The organism is Pseudomonas sp. SDO5532_S415, from assembly GCF_054071155.1.
Genome location: NZ_JBSVWS010000004.1, coordinates 47482 through 73195 on the forward strand (window position 1 = coordinate 47482; position 25714 = coordinate 73195).

At 55.8% G+C, this 25714-nt stretch carries 25 protein-coding genes; 9 read left to right on the forward strand and 16 right to left on the reverse strand.

All coding sequences use genetic code 11. The features are described 5' to 3' along the window. Window positions 1-13: 13 nt before the first annotated feature. The 3 genes from ACW9HW_RS02955 to ACW9HW_RS02965 are packed head-to-tail and all read left to right on the forward strand — an operon-like array spanning window position 14 to window position 3509. Window positions 14-673 (forward strand): YjbF family lipoprotein, encoded by a 660-nt coding sequence (locus ACW9HW_RS02955; RefSeq protein ID WP_371917553.1) that lies wholly within the window; start codon window positions 14-16, stop codon window positions 671-673. Next, window positions 670-1437 (forward strand): capsule biosynthesis GfcC family protein, encoded by a 768-nt coding sequence (locus ACW9HW_RS02960; RefSeq protein WP_457398210.1) that lies wholly within the window; start codon window positions 670-672, stop codon window positions 1435-1437. Before ACW9HW_RS02955 ends, ACW9HW_RS02960 begins: the two co-directional genes overlap by 4 nt. After that, on the forward strand, window positions 1434-3509 hold the full coding sequence (locus ACW9HW_RS02965; RefSeq protein ID WP_457398212.1) for a YjbH domain-containing protein: 2076 nt from the start codon (window positions 1434-1436) through the stop codon (window positions 3507-3509). The genes ACW9HW_RS02960 and ACW9HW_RS02965 overlap by 4 nt, the downstream gene beginning before the upstream one ends. 132 nt (window positions 3510-3641) lie before the next feature. On the opposite strand, the gene rfaH is transcribed toward ACW9HW_RS02965, so the two are convergent. From rfaH to ACW9HW_RS02990, 5 genes are all read right to left on the reverse strand, one after another. Beyond that, window positions 3642-4148: a transcription/translation regulatory transformer protein RfaH gene (gene rfaH, locus ACW9HW_RS02970; RefSeq protein WP_095196958.1), complete on the reverse strand. Its 507-nt coding sequence runs from the start codon at window positions 4146-4148 to the stop codon at window positions 3642-3644. Window positions 4149-4262: 114 nt separating this feature from the next. Next, the gene (locus ACW9HW_RS02975; protein ID WP_457398308.1) at window positions 4263-5657 is read right to left on the reverse strand and encodes an undecaprenyl-phosphate glucose phosphotransferase; all 1395 of its coding nucleotides are present in this window, start codon (window positions 5655-5657) and stop codon (window positions 4263-4265) included. Window positions 5658-6003: 346 nt separating this feature from the next. Then, window positions 6004-6663 carry a winged helix-turn-helix domain-containing protein gene (locus ACW9HW_RS02980; protein WP_457398215.1) on the reverse strand — a complete coding sequence of 220 codons (660 nt, stop codon included), beginning with the start codon at window positions 6661-6663 and terminating at the stop codon, window positions 6004-6006. 34 nt (window positions 6664-6697) lie between these two features. Further along, complete coding sequence (locus ACW9HW_RS02985; protein ID WP_457398217.1) at window positions 6698-7453, reverse strand: EAL domain-containing protein; 756 nt, start codon at window positions 7451-7453, stop codon at window positions 6698-6700. A gap of 26 nt (window positions 7454-7479) precedes the next feature. Next, a complete protein-coding gene (locus ACW9HW_RS02990) occupies window positions 7480-8220 on the reverse strand; it encodes a winged helix-turn-helix domain-containing protein (RefSeq protein WP_457398219.1) in 741 nt (246 codons plus the stop codon). Window positions 8221-8800: 580 nt separating this feature from the next. Between ACW9HW_RS02990 and ACW9HW_RS02995 the strand changes: the two genes are divergently transcribed. Next, window positions 8801-9634, forward strand: a complete 834-nt coding sequence (locus tag ACW9HW_RS02995) for an undecaprenyl-diphosphate phosphatase (protein ID WP_095196955.1) — start codon at window positions 8801-8803, stop codon at window positions 9632-9634. Window positions 9635-9681: 47 nt separating this feature from the next. On the opposite strand, the gene dusA is transcribed toward ACW9HW_RS02995, so the two are convergent. Next, complete coding sequence (gene dusA / locus ACW9HW_RS03000) at window positions 9682-10677, reverse strand: tRNA dihydrouridine(20/20a) synthase DusA (RefSeq protein WP_457398221.1); 996 nt, start codon at window positions 10675-10677, stop codon at window positions 9682-9684. A gap of 525 nt (window positions 10678-11202) precedes the next feature. On the opposite strand from dusA, the gene ACW9HW_RS03005 reads away from it, so the two are divergent. Next, window positions 11203-12033: a type 1 glutamine amidotransferase domain-containing protein gene (locus tag ACW9HW_RS03005; protein ID WP_457398223.1), complete on the forward strand. Its 831-nt coding sequence runs from the start codon at window positions 11203-11205 to the stop codon at window positions 12031-12033. A gap of 327 nt (window positions 12034-12360) precedes the next feature. Here the strand turns inward: ACW9HW_RS03005 and ACW9HW_RS03010 are convergent, their stop codons facing one another. Beyond that, window positions 12361-12795, reverse strand: a complete 435-nt coding sequence (locus ACW9HW_RS03010) for a helix-turn-helix domain-containing protein (RefSeq protein WP_457398226.1) — start codon at window positions 12793-12795, stop codon at window positions 12361-12363. Further along, on the reverse strand, window positions 12792-14108 hold the full coding sequence (locus tag ACW9HW_RS03015) for a type II toxin-antitoxin system HipA family toxin (protein ID WP_457398229.1): 1317 nt from the start codon (window positions 14106-14108) through the stop codon (window positions 12792-12794). The genes ACW9HW_RS03010 and ACW9HW_RS03015 overlap by 4 nt, the downstream gene beginning before the upstream one ends. A 678-nt stretch (window positions 14109-14786) precedes the next feature. Between ACW9HW_RS03015 and ACW9HW_RS03020 the strand changes: the two genes are divergently transcribed. Both ACW9HW_RS03020 and ACW9HW_RS03025 read left to right on the forward strand, forming a co-directional pair. Beyond that, entirely contained in the window at window positions 14787-15128 is a 342-nt protein-coding gene (locus ACW9HW_RS03020; RefSeq protein WP_457398232.1) for a DUF6124 family protein, read from the forward strand. A 175-nt stretch (window positions 15129-15303) separates the two neighbouring features. Next, window positions 15304-15522 carry a hypothetical protein gene (locus ACW9HW_RS03025; RefSeq protein ID WP_457398235.1) on the forward strand — a complete coding sequence of 73 codons (219 nt, stop codon included), beginning with the start codon at window positions 15304-15306 and terminating at the stop codon, window positions 15520-15522. A gap of 198 nt (window positions 15523-15720) precedes the next feature. Here ACW9HW_RS03025 and ACW9HW_RS03030 read toward each other — a convergent pair whose 3' ends face one another. The 6 genes from ACW9HW_RS03030 to ACW9HW_RS03055 all read right to left on the reverse strand — a co-directional run bounded on the left by ACW9HW_RS03030 (window position 15721) and on the right by ACW9HW_RS03055 (window position 21421). Next, complete coding sequence (locus ACW9HW_RS03030; protein ID WP_457398238.1) at window positions 15721-16512, reverse strand: transporter substrate-binding domain-containing protein; 792 nt, start codon at window positions 16510-16512, stop codon at window positions 15721-15723. A gap of 156 nt (window positions 16513-16668) precedes the next feature. After that, window positions 16669-17586, reverse strand: a complete 918-nt coding sequence (copD, locus tag ACW9HW_RS03035; protein ID WP_457398241.1) for a copper homeostasis membrane protein CopD — start codon at window positions 17584-17586, stop codon at window positions 16669-16671. A gap of 3 nt (window positions 17587-17589) precedes the next feature. Further along, on the reverse strand, window positions 17590-17973 hold the full coding sequence (copC, locus tag ACW9HW_RS03040; RefSeq protein WP_457398244.1) for a copper homeostasis periplasmic binding protein CopC: 384 nt from the start codon (window positions 17971-17973) through the stop codon (window positions 17590-17592). Window positions 17974-18027: 54 nt separating this feature from the next. After that, complete coding sequence (locus ACW9HW_RS03045) at window positions 18028-18906, reverse strand: copper resistance protein B (protein WP_457398247.1); 879 nt, start codon at window positions 18904-18906, stop codon at window positions 18028-18030. Window positions 18907-18916: 10 nt separating this feature from the next. After that, on the reverse strand, window positions 18917-20614 hold the full coding sequence (locus ACW9HW_RS03050) for a copper resistance system multicopper oxidase (protein ID WP_457398250.1): 1698 nt from the start codon (window positions 20612-20614) through the stop codon (window positions 18917-18919). Window positions 20615-20719: 105 nt separating this feature from the next. Beyond that, window positions 20720-21421, reverse strand: coding sequence for a murein L,D-transpeptidase catalytic domain family protein (locus tag ACW9HW_RS03055; protein ID WP_095196902.1), 702 nt, complete (start codon window positions 21419-21421; stop codon window positions 20720-20722). Between the two features lie 83 nt (window positions 21422-21504). Here ACW9HW_RS03055 and ACW9HW_RS03060 point away from each other — a divergent pair, with 83 nt between their 5' ends. Further along, window positions 21505-23253, forward strand: coding sequence for a L,D-transpeptidase family protein (locus ACW9HW_RS03060; RefSeq protein ID WP_457398253.1), 1749 nt, complete (start codon window positions 21505-21507; stop codon window positions 23251-23253). A 203-nt stretch (window positions 23254-23456) separates the two neighbouring features. Beyond that, entirely contained in the window at window positions 23457-24245 is a 789-nt protein-coding gene (locus ACW9HW_RS03065; RefSeq protein ID WP_457398256.1) for a lipopolysaccharide biosynthesis protein, read from the forward strand. A gap of 79 nt (window positions 24246-24324) precedes the next feature. Here the strand turns inward: ACW9HW_RS03065 and ACW9HW_RS03070 are convergent, their stop codons facing one another. Continuing rightward, window positions 24325-24648, reverse strand: a complete 324-nt coding sequence (locus tag ACW9HW_RS03070; protein ID WP_095196899.1) for a DMT family transporter — start codon at window positions 24646-24648, stop codon at window positions 24325-24327. Between the two features lie 15 nt (window positions 24649-24663). Then, window positions 24664-25662, reverse strand: a complete 999-nt coding sequence (locus ACW9HW_RS03075; RefSeq protein WP_457398260.1) for an SLAC1 anion channel family protein — start codon at window positions 25660-25662, stop codon at window positions 24664-24666. Window positions 25663-25714 lie beyond the last annotated feature (52 nt).

The window sequence follows — 25714 nt, forward strand, 5'->3', positions numbered from 1 at the left end:
GGCCCATTTCAGCGTGATAATTATGCGTAAGAGCGCCCTCCTGGCGATGGCTTTCATGCTGTGTGGGTGTAACCCACTGATGAAAGCCTCTTTCGATACCCTTAAAGCGGCCACTGTGGGGCCCGACTCTCTGGAGTTGACCCAGGCTCAAGTGGACGCTGTTCCCTTTCCTCAGATCAAAGTCACCACGTCCTCCAGTGAGGGCGTGATGGCGATGATTCGCCAGCGTGGCGACCTGCAATTCTGGGTTGCATCCGGCAAGCAGGTGTTGTTGATGCGCGATGGTTTGATCGTGCGCAGTGTCGGGCTTGGTATCAATCTCGATGGTACCCGCTGGGAGGGCGAGTCGCCGTTCAAGCGTGGGCTGCACCGGCTGCCCGAGAGCTTTAGCAGCACCCGCTGGATCGATATCTATGACGGCTACCGCGTCGGGATTGCCGTGACCAGCCGGTTTACCCAGGAAGGCATCGAGGACGTCAAAGTGATGGACAAGACGTATGCCTTGCTCCGTGTTGATGAGCGCATTGATGCGCCTCAAATAGATTTCCATGCAGTCAATCGTTACTGGGTCAGGCCACAGGATGGTTTCGTCATTCAGAGCGAGCAGCATATAACGCCGCAAATTTCCCTGAAGGTCATTCAGTTGCGTTCTGAACAGGGAGTTACTCATTGAAGCCTCTGAACATAGTGTTTGCCGGCTTGTTATTAGCGGGCTCAGGTCTGAGCCATGCCGACGTCACGGTCAGTGGTGACGTTCGCACTCCTGGCCAATTCAAGATCCAGCCGGGAGCCCGTTTGCTGGATGTTATTACTGCTGCGCAACCCAATGCTGAAAGTTACTGGTTGGGTGCCGCCTGGTTGCGCCAGCCTTTGCTGGAAGAGCAACGCCGGCTGAAAGTCGGGGTATTGTTTGATCTGAAAGTACTGCAGCGTGGCGCCTTGCTGTTTGGCAAGCCTGCCCGGGCGGCGTTGGCCGACCAGCTCTTTGAAGAGATTGGGCAATTACCGGTTACGGGTCGCCAGGTTGCCGTGCTTGACCCTGTTGCCGTCGAGGTCGGGTTTGCCCTCAACGCTCGTATCGATGACGGCGACCAACTTGTCTATCCATCTCGCCCCGATGCTGTGGAAGTGTTGGGCGCGGTCGCGAAACCTTGCCGGCTGCCTTATCGCGCAATGCAAGAGGCACGTGATTATCTGCAATCCTGCCCACCCTCCACCGAAGCCGAGATGGATTACCTGTGGATTATCCAGCCCGATGGTCACACGCAACGGATAGGCATTGCCTTGTGGAATCGGGAAGAAGGGCACTGGCCCGCCGCCGGCAGCAAAATCCTGGTGCCGATCAATAGCGATGACCTTGATCCGCCTACACCTGAACTCAATCAGCAGTTGGCCGAATTCCTCGCCACTCAACCTGTGGCTGAGGTGGCCCCTTGAAGTTACGTTTTGCAGCGGTCCTGTTGTTGCCTTGTGGTTTGGCTCATGGAGAACCGCGTTATACCCAGAATGATTTCGGTGGCGTGGGCTTATTACAAACACCCACTGCGCGCATGGCGCCTGCCGGCGAGCTGAGTGTCAATGCCAGTCGTACTGAACCCTATACTCGTTATAGCCTTTCGCTACAGCCCTTTGAATGGCTTGAGGGCTCGTTTCGTTATACCGCCATCACCAACCGGCCATACGGCCCCGAGTCACTCAGTGGCGATCAAAGCTACAAGGATAAGGCCGTTGATGCCAAAGTTCGCTTGTGGCAGGAAAGTCATTGGCTTCCTCAAGTGGCTTTAGGATTCCAGGACATCGGTGGTACAGGGTTATTCTCCAGTGAATATTTCGTTGCCAACAAACGCTTTGGCAACTTTGACTTCAGTGGCGGCGTAGCGTGGGGGTACATGGGGAATCGAGGCGATTTCGAAAACCCTCTAGGGTGGGTCGATGACCGCTTTGATACACGTCCACCCGGCGAAGGGACGGGCGACTTCAATGCGAATTATTTTAGAGGAACGCCTTCCTTGTTCGGCGGTGTCGCTTACCAAACACCTTGGGCACCCCTCAGTCTGAAACTCGAATATGAAGGCAATGACTATAAAAACGAGCCGCGTGACAACGACATCAAACAAGACTCCCCCATCAACATCGGTGCCGTGTACAAGCTGACAGATTCGATTGATCTCAGCGCTGCCTGGGAGCGTGGCAATACCGCCATGTTCGGTATCACGCTGCACACCAACTTTGCCAGCCGCAAGTCGCCGGCAAAGACCTACGACCCGCCCGCGGAGCCCCTCCCGGCCAAGGCGCCTGTCACCTCTGTGGATCAGGTCAATTGGGCCAATGTGTCCCAACGCCTGCAAAATAATGCCGGCTATAAAGTGGAACGCATCACCCAGCGTGGCTCTGAATTGTTGGTGTATGGCGAGCAGTCCCGTTATTTCTATTCGGCTAAAGCTGTCGGCCGCGCCAGCCGGATTCTCGACAACAGCGTCAACGACGATATCGATTGGTTCACCTTGGTGAACAAGCGATACGACATGCCGTTGGAAGAAACCAGCGTGCCCCGCGATACCTTTCGCGAGGTGGTCAAAAACGAAGAGCCGCTGCAAGACTTGCATCGTGCAACCGAGGTCAACGCCGCCGTACCGCATACAGAGACCACGCTGTACACCGGGGCGCGTGATCCTTTCTCTTATGGACTGGGTCTGGGGTACAAGCAGAACATCGGTGGCCCTGATGGCTTGCTCTACCAGGTCACTGCCGATGCGGACGCGGAGTATCGTTTCACCCGTAATACCTGGTGGAGTGGTTTGCTGAGCGTCAACTTGTTGAATAACTATGACAAGTTTACCTACGACGCTCCGAGCGGTTTACCTCGAGTGCGCACCGACTTGCGTCAGTATCTGACGACCTCTGACGTCACCATGCCAACGTTCCAGCTCAACCACGCCAAGCAGTTGGATAAAGACGTGTATGGCATGGTCTATGGGGGCTATCTGGAGTCCATGTTTGCCGGTGTCGGCGGTGAAGTGCTGTTTCGTCCTGCTGGCCAGCGCTGGTCTGTTGGCGCAGACCTGAACTTCGTTCGCCAGCGAAACTTCGACCAGGGTTTTGGTTTGCGTGACTACTCGACCGTCACGGGGCACATCACTGGCTACACCGACCTGCCTTTCGAAGCCCAGGCGGCCGTCAGTGTTGGTCGGTACTTGGCTCGCGACTGGGGCACCACGATCGACCTGTCCCGTGAGTTCAGTAACGGGGTGCGATTCGGTGGCTGGGTCACGCTGACCACGGCGACGAAAGAAGAGTATGGCGAGGGTAGTTTCGACAAGGGAATCTACATCTCCATCCCTTTCGACGAGTTGATGAGCATGTCGACGATGCGTCGCGCCAATATCGTTTGGGCACCTTTGACCCGGGACGGTGGTGCACGGCTCAATCGTAGTTATTCGCTGCACACAATGACCGATAGCCGTGACAGTGACCTGTTCTATCGCAACTTTGAGAAGATTACTGAATAAAAATCGGCGATCTGCAGGGGAGAGAAACTCTGCAGATCGCTTTTTTTCGTCAGTCGGAAGGGAATGCGAAGCGCGAGGCGCTGTGCAGAAGTCGCCTGCGCTCGGCCACTTCCATACAGCGCCTTGATGTTCCTACAGTCTGGTGATGCTCGACAGCGGCAGGTTGATACGCTGCTCGCGCTGCAAAAAGTTCATCAGCAACACAACCCGCTCATCACCATCCATCGCTAGAAACAGCGCTTCCAGCTCTGCAAAACTCCCTTGATTGATCCGCACCAGGTCGCCCTGTGTCAGCAGCGTTTGTGCCGACGGTTCGCGCTCGCGCAGTTGCAGATGATCAATCACGTCATCAGCAATCGCTACAGGCTGGCCGCCGAAACTGACCGTCCTCAATACACCACGCGTCGAGCGCAATGGCGCCCAGTTGTCGTGCAGGCTGAGCTGGATAAACAGGTAACCGGGAAACAGCGACTCGCAGAGGGTCTGTCGCTTGCCCCGAAGGAGACGTTCACGTCGATAGGTCGGGCGATAGCATTGATAACCCTGGCGCTGCAGATTTTCCTCGGCGCGCTCATCCTGCTTGGCTTTGCAGTGAATCAGGTACCAGGCGGGGTTGGCATATTGTTTACTCGCGATCATCCGAGTCTTCCTTACATGGCGAGTTGTTGGTTTTGAGTTACGCCAGATCAAGCGAAAAGGGGACCTTCGTCCCCTGATTAATCTGCTGGCGTACAATCAAATAGTGTTCTGCCGTCAATAAATGTCTTTTGACAGCAAGGTGAACGGTGTCTTCACCAGGATTTTCAGATCCAGCCACAACGACCAGTTGTTGATGTACTTGAGGTCGATTTCGACGCGCTTCTGCATCTTGTCGAGGGTGTCGGTCTCGCCGCGGAAACCGCTGATTTGAGCCAGCCCGGTGATACCCGGCTTGATTCGATGGCGAGCCATGTAGGCGAGAATCTTGCCGGAGTAGTAATCGTTGTGAGCAATGGCATGTGGACGAGGTCCGACAAGGGCCATGTGGCCTTGCAAGACATTGAACAATTGCGGCAACTCATCGATTGACGTGCGGCGGATAAAACGTCCGACCGGCGTTATCCGCGAGTCGTTACGGCTGGCCTGTTTCACCTCGCGGTCATCGTGTACGCGCATCGAGCGAAACTTCCAGACCTGGATCACCTTGCCGTTCCAGCCATGCCGATCCTGCTTGAAAAACACCGGCCCCTGGGAAGTGAGTTTGACCGCCAGGCCAATCGCCAACAGCAATGGGCTGAGGACGATGATGGCCATCAGCGCCACGCTTTTGTCGAGCAGGCTTTTACTCAGTGCGGCGGTGGGTTGGCTGGTCAGCGGGCTTTCATTCAGATGGATCGCCGGAAGGCCGTCGACATCACTGACGGAGTGATTGAGCAGGGTCAGACTGTTCAAGTCCGGCACCCAGACAACATCGACGTGGGCATCCAGCAAGTCGCCATACATGGCTTCGATCTGTGCTGCTTCACTCAGGGGCAGCGTGATGTACAGGCGGCGGATATCGTGGGTCTGGATCAACTCCAGAAGTTCCTCCTGCGGACCTACGACAGGTGGCGCACCCATCTCCAGCAGCGGAGTGGCGTCCGAACTGACCAGGCCCACCAACGGGAAATGCTCAAGGGAACGAAGTTTGTTGGCCAAGCCCATAGCCAGCTCGCCCGTACCCACGATGAGTGTTTTCCGTTCGCGTTGAAGCGAGCGCTGGTAGTACTTCGAGAAACCCTGCAACGGGACATACAGCAGTGCCTGCCCAATGTAGCTGCCGACAGCCCAGACCAGAATGATCTGGCGGGAAAACAGTTCATTGGCCTTGCACAGGAAGGCGACAATAGCCAACGCTGCCAAGGTCATTGCCCAACCCATCAATAGCCTGATCAGCCCTTCAAGGAAGTTGTCTTTTTTGGCGTAAACACCACACCATGTATAAGCTGGCACAGATGCCAGTACTGTAAGTGCTGCACAGACTCGATAATAAAACTCTACTGTTCCCGTCTGGCTATAAACCAATAGAAGTAACAGGGCGACAACAAAGCCCTGACCCAATGCCCACTGTCCCCAGAAGGTCAATCCTTTGAGAGTGGTATTTCGATTGATACGAAGATTGTTAACCATGCGATATCCCCAAAATACGTCCATTTGCGTGTCGACAGACAAGAACCAAAATTGATCTGGCAGCGTTATTGTTCTTATAAGATGGCCATGCGCTGACGAACTGAAGAGCCAGGGCGGCGCTGTCGTCAGTAAATAGATTAAGTTATTGGTTTGAATACTGTCTGACGACTTCTAACGACGAGATTAGTGTCGCGGGTTAATATATTGGGGAGGCGTTATAAAAAGTCGACAATGTGACTTGGGCGGTAGAGGTGCTTATTAGAAGGAAAGGAAGGCAGGGGGGGGAGGGGAACCGGTGTGCGTTATTGTTATTGTAGTGCACGGCCAGTGTGAGCATTTTGTTAGCTCAGGTCAGGCTTTTCCCGCGTACGATCTTTTGTATCAGGCAATAGCCACGATTTCTGACTGCCCGAAATAGTCGTTCGCCATTGCTGGCATTCTTGAACTTCTCCTGCAGTCGGCTCAGGCACATTTCGAGACCTCGATAGTGTTCAGGTTCTCGGCCGATGCTGCGGATAAGATCGTCTTTGCTGACCACGCGATCATCATGATGAAGCATTTTCTTGAGCAGCGCGGCTTCCAGGCCAGTCAGGACAATCTCGATATCATCCTTGATCAATGCGCCGTTGCCATTGCTCAAGCGCCAGGTTTCGTCGGCGGAACGATCCGGGGCGTCATCCTTGGCTTGCTCTGCAAACGAGGTGATGTTGATGCGCTGAGTAGTAGGCTGAACCGCTTGCCACTGGGAATTGAACGTCGAAAGAATGCGCTGTGTATCATGCTTGATAACAGGCGAAACCATTCTTTCCACGTGCGGGTAAATAAACTCCATGAGTTTGGGGGCTGAGGAGGGTGGGGTCACGCCTTCAACGAACATTTTTGCCTGGGAAGTACCAAACGAGTTGTAGCGTTTGCTCGATAACAGTGCCTCCAGCTCAAGTTGCAGTGCGGGGCTATGGGTTACTACGACAAAATATTTTCTCGGGAGGTTTGTACTGCTTTCCATGTCGCTCTCCTGAATTGCACGCCTGATTTATTGGTTAAAGGTTGTCGGCAGGGGAGTAATGGCTCCCTTGAAAGTAATCAAAGGGCAACGCTCGCGCCAGTACATGGCTGGCGGCATGCTCGACTCTGTCCGCTATAAAACAGACTTTGGTGTTATGAGCCTGGGCGGTCATGCGTTCGTAGAGGCGATTGAAAAGTTCCGGGTTGCTCGTGAGCTTCAGGCTCAAGTCTAGGGCCGATATGGATATCTTGATATAGTCAAATAGATTCAAGGTTGTAAATATCTCGATACTTTCATCGTAGATATTGTAACCATCGAGCGCGATTTCGATGCCGTGATCTTTTAGTAGATACACGTTGTGGAGAATCTTCTTTTTATCGCTGAAGTTAACCGCTGGCAGGGGGAGTTCATTTAATGCGACCACCAGTGTCTGGCCAAAGCCACGCAGGGCTTCGCTGCACTGGATCAGCTCTTCAGTGAGAGCGGCGTCGGCGAGCGCTGACTGCTCCAGGCAGACAAAGCGGCGACTGAGGTATTTGTTTTGGCTGGAGATATTGCGATCTTTCAGCGAGAAGGCGATCAGACGGGTCTGCATCAGCGCTTCACTGTAGATGGCACTCATCTCATTCGTCGCCGGTGCGTAAGAGGCAAGGGCGGACAGGAACTGACTGTCGTCAGATTTTATTCTGATCTCGCTGCCAAAGGGGCAGTCATCGCGTGTAAGAATCAATTGTCGAGACAAATAGTGATTCGCACGCTCAAAGCGAGGCACGCATTCAGTTGCGTTCATAATGCAAAAACTCCGTTGCATAGTCATCAGGTTGTAGAAATCAAGCCCCTGATTAAGCGATATCCATGCCCGCGAATACTCTGAATGGCGTTGGTGCCATACATGCCTTTTATCTTGCCGCGAAGGCGGCTGATCGATTTTTCCAAGGCTCTTGGGTCATAAAAATTTATATTAAGGCCCATGACGTTGGCGATTTCATCATGACTCAAAATGTGGCTTTTCGTTTGAGAGAACGCCTCAAGAATCTGCATTTCCGCAAACGATACATCCAGTTTTTTATCGTCCCCAATGAGGCACATGCGCGTGGGGTCTAAAAGCAAAATGTCTTTTTTCTGCCATTCCGGGCTACTGAAAATTCCGGAAAATACCTCGGTGCTTTCCTCCGGTGTACCGGTGAACTTGATGCAGTAATCGGCGCCTGCAAGATAATATTTCATCTTGTTGTAGGTGCCTGGCCCCGTGATGGCCGCAAAAATGATCGAGCCCATATTGTCGGAGCGCAGATCCTCGATCAGCGCAATGCTGTCGATAATCGCCTGTGGACTATCAATAATCACAAAAATCGCACGGTACAACTCCGGGTGCTGGTATCTATTGAGCAATTTGCTGTAGCACGTTGCCACTACGGGTATATTGGAACCTGCGTGCCTGGTGACTAATTCTCTGAACTCGTCCGCCAGCATGTGGGTCCGCCCAATGGTGAGAATCCCTGTCTGCTCCTTTACTTGATTGTGAATTGAGATCGTTTTGGTCCCTGTAAGCATCATGCTATGACTCGGCTGGGTGCTGACGTTTGGATGTTAAAGCACCGATTCTCATTTGTGACTGACAATTGGTAACATTTCATCGAAATTTGATGTGATCGACAGGTTTTTTTAACATCGCAGGTGGATTGGACGTGATCGTTTGCGTTCTTGAGGTTAGGTGTGAAGAACTCACCAGCTCGATCTTCCTGATTCAAGCGGCATATCATTGTGCCATCTTTTTCCCGATATCCCGGTTTACTGGCGCCATAAGCTTGACGCTTGGCTGAGCGCGGGTGTCGATTGTAAATTATTATCGGAAGTGATCAGCCGCTGAAACTTTGATTTTTTTGGCATAAGCTCAGGCTTTTTTTTGCTAGAAGTGTTTCGCTCTGATTGGGGATATATAACTTTTTCTCTGTTAGTTAGGGTGATGGACAATTGATAACAAAGGGTTTTAATGCGCAGCTTAGTGCGTTCTACTCTCGCGTTCGCCAGGTGGTCATTGTCAGGATTGATTTGCGCCCTGTTGCAATGAGTTCAAGGTGTTTGAATAGTCAACAGGCCCTTCATGCGATTATCGTGAGGGTCTAACGGGGGATTGATGGATCTGTGGACCACTGTATCGGTGTTGTTTTTAGGGTTGGTTGAAGGGCTCACCGAGTTTTTGCCCATCTCCAGTACCGGGCACCAGATTATTGTCGCGGACTTGCTCGACTTCGGTGGTGAACGCGCAATGGCGTTCAATATCATTATTCAACTGGGCGCCATCCTGGCGGTTGTCTGGGAGTTCCGAAGCAAGATCCTCGAAGTCGTCAGCGGTTTACCCACCCAACGCAATGCGCAGCGCTTTACCTTGAATCTATTGATCGGCTTCATGCCGGCCGTTGTTCTGGGGGTACTGTTCGCCGATAAAATTCACGAATACCTGTTCAATCCGATCACCGTGGCGATGGCATTGGTGGTGGGCGGTATCGTCATGTTGTGGGCCGAAGAGCGAAACCATGTGGTGTACGTCGATCATGTCGACGATATGCGCTGGCCGGACGCCCTCAAGGTCGGCTTCGCACAATGCCTGGCAATGATCCCGGGTACTTCGCGCTCAGGATCGACCATCATCGGCGGGCTGCTGTTTGGCCTGTCACGCAAGGCCGCGACCGAGTTCTCGTTCTTCCTGGCCATGCCCACCATGGTGGGGGCCGCCGTCTATTCCGGCTACAAATACCGGGATCTGTTCCAGGCCGACGACCTGCCAGTTTTTGCCCTCGGCTTCGTGACCGCGTTCCTGTTCGCCATGATCGCTGTTCGTGGCTTGCTCAAGTTCATCGCCAACCACAGTTACGCCGCGTTCGCCTGGTACCGGATCGCATTCGGTCTGCTGATCCTGGCGACCTGGATATTCGGTTGGATCAACTGGACTGAAGCAGCGGCGGTCTGAAGATGTGCACCCGGCTGCGAACTCCGCAACCGGGTGCAGATTACTCCCTAACGCCCTTCGAGCAACTGTGCCGCCTGATCCAGCAAGGCCAACGGCTCCTTGGCTTTGTGAATATCCACCGACAACAACTGCCGAAACTTGCGCGCCCCCGGAAAGCCGGTGCCCAGCCCCAACACATGCCGCGTGATGTGGTGCATCGAACCGCCCGCATCGATGTGCGCAGCGATATACGGCCGCAACTGCGCCAGCGCCTCGGCACGCGTGATGACGGGTGCCGTACTGCCGAACAGCTGCTGATCCACTTCAGCCATCACATAAGGATTGTGATACGCCTCACGACCCAGCATCACCCCGTCAAAGGTCTGCAAATGCTCATGGCAGGCCTCCAGCGTCTTGATGCCGCCGTTGAGAATAATCTCCAACTCCGGAAAGTCCGCCTTCAACCGCGCCGCCACGTCATAACGCAACGGTGGAATGTCCCGGTTCTCCTTCGGCGACAACCCCTCCAGAATCGCAATCCGCGCATGCACAGTAAAACTCGTGCACCCGGCCTCGCGAACCGTGCCGACGAAATCGCACAACTCCTCGTAACTGTCTCGCCCGTTAATCCCGATGCGATGCTTCACCGTCACCGGAATCGACACCGCATCGCGCATCGCCTTCACACAATCGGCCACCAACTGCGGATGCCCCATCAGGCACGCGCCAATCATATTGTTCTGCACCCGATCACTCGGGCAGCCGACATTCAGATTCACCTCGTCGTAACCGTGGTCCTGGGTCATGCGCGCACACGCCGCGAGATCCAGCGGCACACTGCCGCCCAACTGCAACGCGAGCGGGTGCTCGGCTTCGTCATGGCGCAGGAAACGGTCGTGATCACCGTTGAGGAGTGCGCCGGTGGTGACCATTTCGGTGTAGAGCAGGGCGTTTTTCGACAGCAGGCGCAGGAAGAAACGGCAGTGGCGGTCAGTCCAGTCCATCATCGGGGCGACGGAGAAACGGCGGGAGAGTGGGGCGGGTGTTGTGGTGGTTACGGGCATTGGGGATCTGGAATCGGTGAGGCTGGGAGGTGGGGGAGTTTAACAGGAATGGGGGGATGGGGCTTGGGGGAGTCTTAAAGGCGGTGTTCTGAGCATTTGAACGAAAGGTTAGTGGGCAATTGGTGGGACTGGTGCGAACAAATACATCTATTCCCTTTTTCCCTTTTTCCGCTGTCCCCTTTTTCCGCTTTTTCCTGATGTGGCGCTGCGAAAGCGGGAGCGGGCTAGGGCATATCTAGGGCCACAACAGGCCGCAGTACGCCTCGGGAAGATTTATAGAAGGCCGTTTTTTACGGTCTACAGCGGACCAGAGGGGAGCTTGAAGGGGGGGCGAATCTCTATCCAGTTGCCCCGCGTTAAGCCATACATCAAAGGCTACTGTCGACCCATTGCAACCCTTCGCAAAAGGTGGCCATCGGCCTATTGATTACTCAATGTAATAAGTGAAATTCAGTTCAGGGGCTCTATCTCAGTTTGCTCTAGTAATAGGATGGCTCCATCAACTCATTCCTATTGGAGAATCGCGTGAAAAAAACCATTATTGCCGCCCTGTTAGCCGCTGCCGCTAACTATGCCAACGCCGGCACGGTATTGGTTGTACTGTCGGATCAGGATCAACTGGACCTGAAAGACGGCAAGGTCATGCAAACAGGTTTCTTCCTGAACGAATTAATGCAACCGGTGCAGACCTTCATCGCTGCGGGTCAAACCGTCGTATTTGCCACCCCGAGCGGCAAGGCGCCAACTGCAGACCAGAAATCCAATGATGTGAGCTTCTGGGGCGGCGATGAAAAGGCCCGCCAGGAAGGTCTCGCGCTGCTGGACACGCTGAAGCTGACCTCGAAGAGCAACTCGCCAGCAATCAGCTTTGCGCAAGTTCAGAAAATCGGCTACGACAAGTTCGATGCCGTATTCGTGCCTGGTGGCCATATCCCGATGCAGGATCTGCTGAAGGACAAACAACTGGGCCAACTGCTGACCAACTTCCATGAGAAAGGCAAGATCACCGGCTTCACCTGCCATGGCACCATAGCCATGTTGTCGGCGATCCCGGACGCGCACGGTTTTGTCTCCGCGCTGGAATCGGGTAAACAGCCGGCAGCGCCAGCCAATTGGATTTACAAGGGCTACAAAGTCACCGCCTTCACCGACGCGGAAGAGGAGCTGGCCAAAGGCTTCCTCGGCGGCGGCCATATGAAACTGTTCCCGCAGGATGGCCTGACGGCAGCCGGTGCTAACTTCTCCGAAGCCAAGCCATGGAGCGAGAACGTGATCGAAGACCGCGAAGTCATTTCCGGTCAGAACCCACAGTCGGCCAAGGCAGTCGCCGTGGCCATGTTGGCGAAACTGAAGTAATCCTGGGCGGCCGTTCCAGGCAAGCCAGGCCTTAGGTGCTGCGGGTCGATCTGCTTTGGCGCCAGCACCACCGTCTATCTCGACTCGCTGCAAGCTTATGTGTCGGAAGACGACACCCGCTGAATGATTTAGCCAATCTGTTGCGTCGACCGGTTGAATCCACAGCCAAAAGCGGACAGTGATTGAAAAATAAATCTGTCCCCTTTTTTCCCCTTTTTTCCCTTTTTTCCCGCTTTTTTCCCGTTGGCTGATTTCGGTCCGATCGAGTTTTAGCTCCGATATGTGAGCGTTAGCTCTTAACTTCTGGTTCCGAAACAGACCATCCACTCATTTGGTTGGGTCCTTATCACCATCCTTGATCTTGGTCTGTGCAGCAGCCCTGCGAGAAGTAACTTTACTTAGCTGACCCGCATACGTCCGTTGAGGACTAGAGCCGCGAGCAGGTGTTTTAGATACAGGTTTGTGCTGCCCTAATGGCGGTGTGTAAGTCGTTGTGACCCTCATGGTCAACCCTAAGCGCAGCCCGAACTTCCTCAGGATGGACTCGACGGTAGAGATGGTCGGATTTCCCTTGTCATTTTCGATCAGATACAAGGCCTTGGTCGACATGTTACACATAGTAGCAAAGGTGTCTTGATCGAAACCGGTCACCTCAAGTCGTAGTCGGCGAATAGAGGTTCCCAAGGTTTCATTTCCCATATCATGCTGCTGCATGATGTCTTCAATCAGCTTCTTGCGAAACTCTGGTGTGATCGCATTCATTGAAGACCCCAATCAGCCAAGTGCATATCCAACTTGTTCAGGGGGACAGAGTGGGCTTGTCTCACTTCTTGTGGAAGATCGACCAGCAGATCCGGCAAAGCTCGGAACGCCTCTGCTGCTCCGAGCAAACGCTCAAAGAGCGCATCAGGGCTAACTAAACTCTGAAAAAAACCGCAGATCGCTCTCCAGTCCGGACTTCCCTTGTGCTCAGATTCCCACTTGGTTACTCGAGTGATACCTTCGGGGTCAAGCACCATAGGAGCGAGGTCGTAGATCGGTGCCAGCTCAAATCTGCCTCGATGTCTGAAAATAGCCGTATTGCGGCCATGGTTGTCCGAGTTTCCGAGGATACGGTTAAGCAGATCGCGCCGCAGGTATTCGAAAACCAATTCCTCAAGCTCTCCATTCTGCCCATTCGTAATCCATAGATTGATCAGGCGGTGGATTACGTCCTCATGATTCATCCTAGAACCGGGAGTCGTATTTCCACACACCGAGTAAATCGACTCGACCGGTATCCTTTCCACTTCACCGTTGTTAACTCGCCGATCAAAGCGTGGCATCCATAAGCTCGGCTTATCGGCTTCTTCAAGCACAAGCCCGTCCGTAGATATTGTATTCAAACCAAGCTGTGAGACGGCTTTGTAGTAGTGGTACTCGGCCCGCAGGATATTCTTATCGCGTTCAGTGGCCTGGTTGCGCGCAAATTTCACTAGCCAATGGCGGCAAGCAAGTTCGTCAGGAAGCATGGCATCAGCGTAAAGAGCCCCATCTATCCCCTCAACCATGATCAGCTTTGGAGCCTCTCCTTGGGCACCTGTAGCGCCGCCTAGAGCAGCACCTGATTCATAGGCGTACTCAAGGAAGTCATTTGTTCTGTCCACTACTTCCTTGCGAGGGAAGGCCTCCTTACGGGCCTGATCAATGTGCTCGAAAGACTCCTTCACACGCAGGTGCCCAATAGGCGAGGGCGTGCAGCGGACTAGAAGGAAAAAATCCAAGTCCATCTGATCGGGTTTTTCGCCAGAGAAACGTTTTATTAGCGACTTACGCGCGGCGCCAGCCGGCATGATGTCGTATACAAACGGGGGGTATCCCTTGCTATCAACAGGGCTCCAGGTCAGTGGAAGATTAACGCTGACAGCTGGTTCGAACATCGTCTCTAACCTGTCGATGAATTCGACCAAGTAGTGCTGATCGTAAGACACACTGCAGCGCGACGCCTCAATCTTCTGAGGATCCGACGTAGAAAGCATCATGGCATCGCGCCATTGGCCTTCAACGTATGTCTGGATAGTGATATGCCCTGACATGATGCACGCAACCCAATCGGAATTATGATGCCGATTATTGTGGGTCAATCACTAATTTTCAGCAATAAAATTCCGGTTATCTTGGGAGGAGCCTGTAAATTCGGTAATATAATGCCGACTCTTTCTGGTCCGCGGAGGTGACCGTCACTGACCCAGAGCGACCTATCTAAATCGCTATAGATGAAACGTTCCAGACCTTATAACACGCCAAAAACCGAATGAATCCCGGTGGTACATAAATGGTACAGACGTAAGCGAATGCTTCCTTAAGTCTTGTTTTAAAGGTTCTTTTGTTCAGTAGTTCCAATCCATCATCGAACAATGCCAACAACCTCATGTTGATGAAATCACCCAAAATGTAGGAAATTTCCCGCCATCTCTGTCGAATTCACCCATCTTGTTTCCCCCTCAACCACCCAGATAACCTTCCCCCCCGTCGCTGCAAATTCAGCGACAAGGGTGTGGAAGCCCTTCACAAGATCTAGGCGCATAGGCGCCACCTGAATTTAAGCAGGCGCTTTTTTCATGTCTGCTGTTAAATTATGGCGGCTGTGCGCGGGGCACTTTCGGGTGCGCCGGGTTCCTAGATCCCCGGTCTTCCACACCTGCGCACAGCTGCCACCTATCATGTGGAAGTGATGCTGGCAGTTCCTTTAATTAATTCTAGGAACGCAAACGATGAAAAAAATAACGCCCGATCCTCCCGAAGCGCCAACCGCTTCCGATCTCGACCAGCTTTCCGAAGCCAGTCATCGTGTTGTCAGCAAGCGCTTACGCAATCCGAATCACGCCGATCCCATCTGCCACGTCTTTACCATCGTGCCTAACGTCGACACTGAAACCTTGCTTTGTCACGCTTGCGAAACGCTGGCGTCGCTAAACGTCCTCACTACAGATCTGGCCTGTAAGCTCGAAGGCTCGCCACGCAGTCTGGCGTTGTCGATTCAGCAGTTGGCGGTCGTTGGAGAGCTGTTGGTGAATAGGGCACTGGATAATGTCGACCCGCCCGTGAGTGCATGAGTGCACGGTTGTAAAAGAATAGGGCGCCCTTAGGGACGCCCTATTCATTGGAGAAACCACCCCACCTGAACTAACGCTGTCCCCCAGCAAAGTTTCATAATCCCCACCCGCCCCACAGCCTAGGATGAAGGCATAAATCCAAACCAACACACCTCCACCCGACAGGACACCGACAATGATTTCAAACCTCGCCAAAGCCACGCTAATTGCCGGTGCTGTGCTGTTGAGCGCTTGTTCCGGGGTGAGTACCGCAAACCGTTATTCCGAAGAAAGCGTACCGTCCAGCGGCTTTGGCCCGGGGCCCACCAACAACCCTGACAAGATGAATTTCCATGGCAGTGCGCTCGGCAATAGCTTTGGTGAGTACAGCTCGGGTTTGCTGCACGACGACTGATTGGCTGCCAATCGTTTAACGCTGCAATGGAGAAGGGCGCCCTGCGCAGCAGTTGCAGGCACGGATAACGCAGTCTGTCTGCACAGGCGCAGGGGGCCGCTTTGCGGCCCAGCGGGAGTGAACTCCCTCGCCACAGATTTCTTGCTGGCCTAAAGATGATTTGAATGAACAGCTGAGCGAGTGCCCTTTTGATGTTCGTTACTTATCTTCAGGCACCGCCAACCACTGCCCCAACACCTTCTGATAATTCCCTGTCACCTTGGCCAGATGCAGCCACTGATCCACATACAACTTCCACGTCATGTCATCCCGCGGTAGCAGATAAGCCTTTTCCCCATATTGCATGTACTGCGTCGGATTGACCGCACACAATCCCGGTTTGAGTTTTTGCTGGTACAGCGCTTCTGAGGCATCTGTGATCATCACGTCGGCCTTTTTATCCAGCAGTTCCTGAAAGATGGTGACGTTGTCGTGCAGTTTCAGTTGCGCCTTGGGCAGGAAGGCGTGGACGAAGGCTTCGTTGGTGCCGCCGGCCGGTTCGACCAGGCGGACTGTGGGCTGGTTGATCTGGTCGATGGTTTGGTACTGCGCCTGGTCTTCGCAGCGCACCAGGGGGATTTTCCCGTCGACGTCGAGGGTGGTGCTGAAGAAGGCTTTTTTCTGTCGTTCCAGGGTGACCGAGATGCCGCCCATGGCGATGTCGCATTTGCCGGCGAGCATGTCGGGCATCAGGGTTTTCCAGGTGGTTTGTACCCATGCGACCTTGACGCCGAGGCTGTCGGCCAGGGAGCGGGCCATGGCGATGTCGATGCCTGAGTATTCGCCGTCCTCGGCTTTGTAGGTGTAGGGTTTGTAGTCGCCCGTGGTGCAGACGCGCAGTTGGCCTTGTTGAATGACGCTGTCCAGGTGCGATGGGGTTTCTTGTGCCTGGGCGCCTAGGGATAGTGCGAGCAGGCCACTGAGCATCAGGGTGCAGTTGATGTTTTTCATTGTTATTGGGCTTTTGTGGTGGCGTGGTTTTGAAGGGTGGGAGTGTAGTGAAACTTTCAGGGGTTTAAAAAATGAGTGGCTCCCCTGAATGGGACTGCTGCGCAGTCCAGCGGGAGCAAGCTCCCTCGCCACAGGTGAAATGTCAGGCTTCTTCCTTTACAGGTCGCCGATTTCCGCTCCTGGACTCAAGGTCCCGAGCCACGCCACCAATCCCACAATCAACACCGCTGCCGTCAATTCCACCATGACGCTGCGCCGCAACGCATTCGCTGCCACTCGATACTGCCCCTCCCGCAATGAACGCTCCAGCGTCGGCCCCAAATGAAAGCGGTTCAGCGCGGCGAGGACGAGCATGCCGGCGACCAGCGCGACTTTGACGAACAGTAAAACCCCGTAAGTATTGAGGAACAGTTTCGGGCCGGCGATGAAGAGGTAGTTCACAACCCCGCTCACCGCGATGACAACAACGATGACTGCGCCGATGGATTCAAACCGGGTGACGGCGTGGGCCAGCAGGCGAATGCGATCTTCGGTTTGCAATGCAGCAGTCCGTGACATCCAGGCAAACGCGACCAGCGCACCCAGCCAGGCGCCACCCGCTAGCAAATGCAGGATGTCCGCCGTGAAGTGCCAGATGCCCTCATCCATCGCCCCGTGGCCACTCCAGGCCAGGGAGGCGAGGGCGGCGCCGCCAGCAAGCGTCGCAACGAGCAAGCTGACGCCGGGTGCGCGCCGGTGGAGCAGCATGGCGATTCCAGCGACAACCAGCGCAATGATCCGAACCGTCCAGGCCAGCCCGACTTCCGTTTCCCGGACCATCATTTCCATGTGCGGGCGCAGTGCTGCGGAGTCTGTTTCACCGCTCATGGCACTTGCCAGCAAAACCATGCCGGCAACGGACAGCACCGCACCGAGGAGGGTGGTTCCCGTCAATAGCGAGCGAAACGGCAACACCGCCCCCGATATCCGTTCCGGTCCTTTAAGGCTGTACAGTCCAAAGAGCGCTACCCCAAACAGCAGCATCAAATCCGAGTACAGCGCAAAACGCAGGGCGATGTTGGCCAGTTCGCTCATTGATCATTTCACTTTGAACGTGACGTTGCCGGTGATCGGGTGGGTGTCCGATGACACGGCGCGCCATTCGACTTTGTAGGTGCCGGCAGGCAGCGGTGAGGCTGGGGTGATGAGCATGGTTTTCGGGTCGCTGGCGCCGCTGACCTTGGCCTTCATGGGCATGGGGGCATGAGCCATGCCAGGCATTTCGGTCATGACCAGTTTCGCTCCGGAAAACTGCGTCACGAGGTTTTCGGAGAAGTGCAGTTCGATGGTCCCCGGCGCGGTGCCTTCCGTGCCTTCGGCAGGGGTGGACGAGAGCAGTTTCGGGTGGGCCTGGGCGAGGGCGCTCAGTAGCAGGCCGGTTGAAAATACGCTGGCAACGATGGTGGTTTTGAACATGCGCATGCAAGGCCTCTTGCCGCTCGAAGCGGTCAATTGTTGGTTATTGGATCAATGGGTTCAGAACCACATCCGCACGCCGAGTACCAGGCGTGCTTCGCTGCGGTCCTCGCCTTCGTCTGTGGCGTAATCGGCGGTCTTGCCGTAGGTGCGGTTCCAGGTCAGGCCAATGTACGGCGCGAATTCCCGGCGGATCTCGTAGCGCAGGCGCAGGCCGGCTTCGCTGTTGGACAACCCGGAACCGATGCCCCGTTGCGGGTCGTTTTTGCCGTAGAAATTGAGCTCGGCGGTCGGCTGCAGAATGAGCCGGTTGGTCAGCAGGATGTCGTAGTCGCCCTCCAGCCGTGCCGCGCTCTGGCCGCCTTCGCCGATGAAGGCGGTGGCTTCGGCTTCGAAGTTGTACAGCGCCATGCCTTGCACGCCGAAGGCGGCCCAGGTTTGCGGGGCGCCGGGTTTGAAGTCCTGGCGCACGCCGCTCACGACGTCCCACCACGGCGAAATGGCGTGGCCCCAGAGCGCCTGGATTTCGGCGTCGTCGGTCTTGCCGTTGGTGCGCTCGCCTTCGGAGCGCAACCATAGGCGATCAATGTCGCCACCGATCCAGCCTGACAGATCCCAGGCCAGGGTGCTGCCGTCATCGGCGTCCTGCCATTCAAGCTTGTCGGCGAGGAAGAACGTGTTGAGCGCGCTGTCGTGCACGGTATGGCCATGGGGACTGGCGTAGACGGCGGCGCGGTCGGCGTCGGTCAACGGCGGGATGGGCGTGCGGCTTTCGGTCGGTGCGGCGGGCTGCATCTGGCCGTCGTCCATGGGTTGCATCTGGCTATGGTCCATCTGGCTGTGGTCCATGCCCTGCATGTCATCGGTGGCGGCTATCGCCTTGGAAAGCGTCAGTCCGAGGGCGACGAAGGTCAGAACGTTGCGGGTAAATCCGGTCATGGGTAGCGCCTCATTCTTCCACGCGAACTTCACGGAACATGCCCATTTCCATGTGGTACAGGAGATGGCAGTGATAGGCCCAGCGCCCGAGTGCATCGGCGGTGACCCGATAGCTGCGCCGGGAGCCCGGCGGCATGTCGATGGTGTGTTTGCGCACCTTGAAGTCGCCGTTTTCGTCTTCGAGGTCGCTCCACATGCCGTGCAGGTGGATGGGGTGCGTCATCATGGTGTCGTTGACCAGCACCACCCGGACGCGCTCGCCGTACTTGAGGCACAGCGGTTCGGCGTCGGAAAACTTCACGCCGTTGAACGACCAGGCGAACTTCTCCATGTGCCCGGTGAGGTGCAATTCGATCGTGCGACCGGGGTCGCGGCCATCCGGGTCTTCGAAGGTGCTGCTCAGGTCGGCATAGGTCAGGACCCGGCGCCCGTTGTTTCGCAGGCCAAGGCCGGGGTCGTCGAGTTTGGGGGCGGTGGACATGGCCTGCATGTCCACCAACGGGTTGTCGTTTTCCGACGCCGGATGGGATTGCATGCCGGGCATGGCCATGGCGCTGTGATCCATGCCGGCCATGCTGCCGTGGTCCATCCCGCCCATGCCCATGTCATCCATGGTGACCAGGGGGCGCGGATCCAGTGGCGGCACCAGCGCCGCTGAGCCGGCCTTCACGGACAGCGTGCCGCGAGCGTAGCCGGTGCGGTCCATCGATTGGGCGAAGAGGGTGTAGGTCTCCATTGTCGGCTCGACGATCACGTCGAAGGTTTCCGCCACCGCGATGCGGAATTCATCGACGCTCACCGGTTTGACATGCAGTCCATCCGCCGCCACCACGGTCATTTTCAAGCCAGGAATGCGCACGTCGAAGTAGGTCATCGCGGAGCCGTTGATAAACCGCAGCCGCAGCTTCTCGCCGGGACGAAACACACCGGTCCAGTTGGCGTCTGGCGTCTGGCCGTTCATCAAAAAGGTGTAGGTGGCGCCGCTGACGTCGGCCAGGTCGGTGGGGTTCATTTTCATCTCGGCCCACATCTTGCGATCGGCAACCGTCGCGCCCCAGCCTTTCTCGCTGACGTCGTGGATGAAATCGCCGACGGTGCGCTTGTTGTAGTTGTAGTAATCGGATTGTTTTTTCAGGGTCTTCATCAAGCTGACGGGGTCTTCGTCGGTCCAGTCGGACAGCATCACGACGTAATCGCGATCGTACTGGAAGGGCTCCGGTTCCCGGGCGTCGATCACCAGCGGACCGTACACGCCGATCTGTTCTTGAAGGCCGGAATGGCTGTGGTACCAGTAGGTACCGTTTTGCCGGACTTTGAATTGATAAACGTAGACGCCACCCGGCTCAATGCCTTTGAAGCTCAGCCCCGGCACGCCGTCCATGTTGGCGGGCAGCAGGATGCCATGCCAGTGAATGGAGGTGCTGTCCTTGAGCCGGTTCTTCACCCGCAGCGTCACCGTGTCACCTTCACGCCAGCGCAGGAGCGGGCCGGGCAGGCTGCCGTTGATGGTCATTGCGGTGCGCGGGTTGCCGGTGAAGTTGACCGGGGTTTCGCCGATGAACAGCTCGAAATCGCTGCCGGCCAGCACCTGCGGTTCGCCGGGGCTGGTGATCGCCCAGACCGGCGTTCGCCATAACCCGAGGCCGCCCAGCAGCCCGCCCGCGGCCAGCCCCTTGACGAAGGTGCGTCTTGAAGTGTTGGAGTGCATGCCGTTTTTCCCGTCAGCCTGGTGAACGTGTCGATGAGGCTAACGGGCGGTGCCTTTCAGCAGGCTGAGGCGAAGATTACAGTTTTGACAGCTTGGCGCGCAGGTTTACTGGCGTTTGGTGGCTTTGTCCGATGACGCTACCGTCCCGCTGCCACAATTGATATAGGAAGAAGACTTCAGCCAGCGCTGATCCGGGTAGTAGGAAAACAGCAACTGCCCATCCTTCATCGAGTCGATCAGCCTGCGCGCAATGGCGGGTCGCACTGCCGGGCAACCGAGGCTTCTGCCGATGCGCCCGTTGGCGCGTGCCAGGACCGGACTGACGTACGGTGCGCCATGAATGACGATTGCCCGATCAAAGGCGTTATCGTTGAAGCCGGGCTCCAGGCCTTCCATGCGCAATGAGTAGCCGTTCTGGCCGCGATAGCTTTCCTGCGTGCGGAACAGGCCGAGGCTGGTGGCGAAGCTTTCATTCTGGTTGGAGAACTGGGTGGCCATGTTTTCGCCGCTGTTGCGGCCATGGGCGACGAGTTCCTGGAACAGCAATTTGCGCTTTTTCAGGTCGAACACCCACAACCGTTGTTCGGTTGAAGGCAAGGAGTAATCGATCACTGCTAGTCTCTGTGCCGGGGCTGCGCCTTGGGCGCGGGTGCATTGGGTGGCACGTACCGCCAGGGCGATGACTTTTGCATTGGCGTTTGGAGCAGCTTTGGCCAGCGCCACTTCAAGCGAATCGGCGTAGGCTGGTAGGTAGGCCGACGTCAACAGCAGGGCTGTGAGCAGAAAGCCAAAGCGTTGTATCGGCATAAGGTAAGTCTCATCAGGAATATGTCGAGTCTAGCAGCGAGTGGAACGCTAGCCTTTGATTTGCGGGAGATTAAGGATTATCCATGGTGCAATTAACAAGGTTATTCGTCATAAGCCGCGCTTTTTTTATGGTCTTTCTGATCAGCGGCACGGCATTTGGTGAAAGTTCGCCGATCGTGCAGGCAACTCCGGAAACCAGTGTGGTGTCGGCGGCGCCTGATGATGTCGTGGGTCAAGCGATCCAGGCCGTGCTGGAACCCCTGCAATCGGCATTTCCGCCGCTGCTCACTTCACGCAAGCATCAGCGCGCGGACATCAACCGCGTGGTCCTGGATTTCTATTCCCACCGCAACTATCGCGCCGCCTGGACGAACGGACGCGATGTCGCCCAGTTGCTCAAAAGTCTGAATGAAACTGAAATCGATGGCTTGAACCCTGCGGATTACCGGAGTGCCGAGTTGGTCCAGGCGCAACTGGCGATGCAGGCCACCGCGCCAACGCCAGCGCAATCGGCGGCTTACGATATCGGGCTGACCCGCACCTACATCACCGCGTTGCTGCAATTGCGGCGCGGCAAGGTCGACCCGTCACGACTGGATTTTCATTGGAACTTCGACCCCGAGGGGGTTGATCCCCGTGAGGATGTGAACAGTTTCTTTGCTGCCCTCGACGATCACGATGTGGCTCGCGCATTCGCTCAAGCGCCGCCGCAAGAGGCGGTTTATCGCAGCATGCGCGTAGCGCTGGCGCACTTGCGTCAGGTTCGGGATGCCGGTGGTTGGCCGAAGGTCGCCGAAGGGCAGTCGCTCAAGCCGGGGATGGACGGTGCGGCAGTTGCACAGTTGCGCGCCCGCCTGGTGGCCGGAGGATATCTGGAGCCAACCAAGGGCAAACGCAGCGATTACGACGACAAAGTCATTGCGGCGGTGAAGAAGTATCAGGCCGAGCAGTATCTGGGGGCGGACGGTGTGGCAGGGGCGGCGACCCTGGCGGCGCTGAATGTGTCGGTCGAGGCACGGATCGATCAGGTCCGGGTGAACATGGAGCGGGCGCGGTGGTTGCTGTACAAGCTGCAAGGCACTTTTGTCGTCGTGGACATCGCCGGGTACAAGGTCGCGCTGTATCGCGACGGCCAGCCGATCTGGCGTTCCCGGGTACAGGTCGGCAAGCCGTTTCGCAGTACGCCGGTGTTTCAATCCGAGATTACTTACGTCACGTTCAACCCCACCTGGACCGTGCCGCCGACGATTCTGGTCAAGGATATGCTGCCCAAGATTCAACAGAACCCGGATTACCTGGCGGCCAATCGGATCCGGGCCCTGGATCGCGAAGGCAACGTGCTCGATCCGTCGACCGTCGACTGGTACAACGCGCGCGGTATCACGCTGCGCCAGGATGCCGGCCCTGAGAATTCATTGGGGCAGGTGGTCATTCGTTTCCCCAACGACTATGCGATTTATCTGCACGACACACCGCATCGCGAGTTGTTTGCCAAGTCCATGCGCGCCACCAGTTCCGGATGCATCCGGGTGGAGAATCCGCTGCAGTTGGTCGAGCTATTGTTCAATGACCCGGAACACTGGAACAGTGAGGGCATTCAGAAGCAGTTGGCCAATGGCAGGACCGAAAACATCAGGCTCCCGGTCAAGGTGCCGGTGCTGCTGGCTTACTGGACTGTCGACTTGAGCAAAGAGGGGCGGGTGACGTTCAAACCCGATGTTTATGGCTACGATACGCCGGTACTGAAGCAGTTGAATTTGCCTTCAAAACTGCCGGCGCTGGAATTGCCACGGGCGGAAACTGCGATGGTGGTCACAGGGCAAAACCCGTAATAGACAGTATCAGACGAGGGTGGTTTTCACTCTGGCCCAAGACTGTGCGTCGTTTCTGAAAACGGGGAACGCTCTGCGACGGCCTTTGCGCTCCGTCGCAAACTTGGGATCCGATGAAGTCAAGCGGTTGGCTCGTCGGTTGAAAACTATCACAATGAAGATTGGTCACACATGATCGATCTCAATGGATAGGAAATTTGAAGATGGATGTTGCGCAGAAAAACTCGTCACGCACCGCAGGTCCACTTCATGTGCATGACCTCGATGAGTGCCGCAACATTCAAAAAGGATCGGTGTTCATCATTGCCTCGGGGCCGTCTGCCAAGGATTTTCCGCTGGAAAAATTTGCCGATGTTCCGATGATCACCATGAATGGCGCGATCTCGAAGTTTATCGGGACAGGCATCAACCCGTTTTTTTATGTGTGTACCGATCAGGGATTTTCCCGGCAGCAACCTGAATTGTTCTCGCAGGCCATGCGACTCAGTGAACGGGTTGCGCTGTCGGAGGATCACGTCTGGCATACAACGGTCAAACCCTCAGGCCAGCTGTATCTGTTGAGCCGGGCACCCAAGCTGTCCTGGAGCGATCTGTTTCGCAATGACAACGAACTTGTCAGAAGCCGCAAGCTCGGCACTGGCCGTAATCGGAGCCTGGGTTTCAGCAAGAATCTAAAGCGCGGTTTTTTCGACGCTCGCACAGTGGCCTACCTGGCATTACAGCTTGCCTATCACCTGGGGTTTACCAAGGTCTTTCTGGTGGGTGTGGACTTGAATCAATCAGCGAATCGCTTCTATGAGGCGCCGGGGGTGTTTGCTTCCCCCTGCCGGCTTGATGAGCACTTCTATACGAGAATACTGCCGTCATTCGAGATCCTGTCGAAATACGTCATGAACAAGGATTTTCAAGTCTATAACCTGTCCGAAGTCTCCCGAATTCCTGAGGCGCTGGTGGCTCGGGTGTCGCTGGATGAACTGGACAAGCGGGTCTGACGGAAATCCTTGACCCATGGAAACGGGCGCTTTTTAAGCGCCCGTTTTTTGTTTGTGAATCCGTATTGTTCAACCGGTCTCACGACCAGCGCAGCCCTGCAACACTCACCACAATCATCCCCAGCCAGACCACCCGCCAGAAAGACACCGCATCGCCGAGCCAGTACATGCCGACCAATGCCGTACCGGCAGCGCCAATGCCAGTCCACACGGCGTACGCTGTGCCAATGGGCAGTTGGCGCAGCGCCAGGGTCAACAACGTCAGGCTCCCCGCCAAAGCCACGAACGTGCCGAGTAACAACCAGGGTCTTTGTAAGCCGCTGGCGGATTTCAAGCCTATCGCGAACACAATCTCCAGAAGACCTGCCAGAAACAGCAGGCCCCAGGAATAACCGTAAGTCATGGATGCCTCGATGGGTCAGTTGGACAACAGTTTTCCGTTGAACAGGATTTTCAATGTCTTCACGGTCAGTACCGCCAAGGCAATGGTCAGGAAGGCCAGAATCAAATAGGCCACGGCACTGAGGACGATGCTGTCTTGTGCGTAGGCGTATTTCAACGCGGCATTGCTCAGCGCGGCGATGGGGAAGCTGATGGCCCACCAGGCAGGCGAGAAGGGCACGTCTTTACGAAACACTTTGAAGGCCAGCACCGCAAACAGAAACAGACCGAAGTAGAACAGCAGGCTGGCGAAGTGATCGATCACCCCGAAGAAGTTGGTGTAGGCCAGGAAGCCGACTTCAAAAGGCGCGATCAGAATCATCAGCGAAGGCGTCATGCCTTTGGCCATGGCTGGCTCGTGTACCAGTCGTGCGAAAATCCGGGTGAAGAACATCAGCGCCAACACGGTACCGACGGCGATGGCGAACACGTTGAACTCATAAGCCCAGGCCATGGGCATTTGCGCACCGGCCACGGCGATGTCGAGGGTGGCGACACCGGGGATCAACCACGCAGGCACGGCATGCTGCGCGTCCTGGTTGCCCGACAGCAACCGCGATACCACCACACCACCCAGCACCACGGTCAACAGGCTGCCAATGACCCAAAGCGCCTGACTCAACACCGCGCTGTAGGGGGCAGATACAGCAGACAGCAACAACAGGGCAATGGTGACGGTACCGAAGAAGTTGCCGGACACAGGGTGGTTGAATTCCGCTTTCACCACTTCGGGGTGCTTGATCCATTTGGTGAGGTAGCCCAATACCAGCAGGGCGAAGACCAGTCCGGCAAACAGGCCGATGCCGTCGGCGATCACACTGACCTGAGCGGTGTGTTGGTTGACCAGGCGCCAAGCCAGGCTGAGGCCTGCAAGCCCCATCACGGAACCGAACAGGTTGATGGGGAGGTTTTTGATCGACGTCGATTTTGTGACTGAATCGAGGGCGACGGCAGGGGGCATATTCAAGGCAGTCATGGCGGTCTCCGGTTGACTGAATTAATCGTCATGGGTAGTTTCTGCCAATATT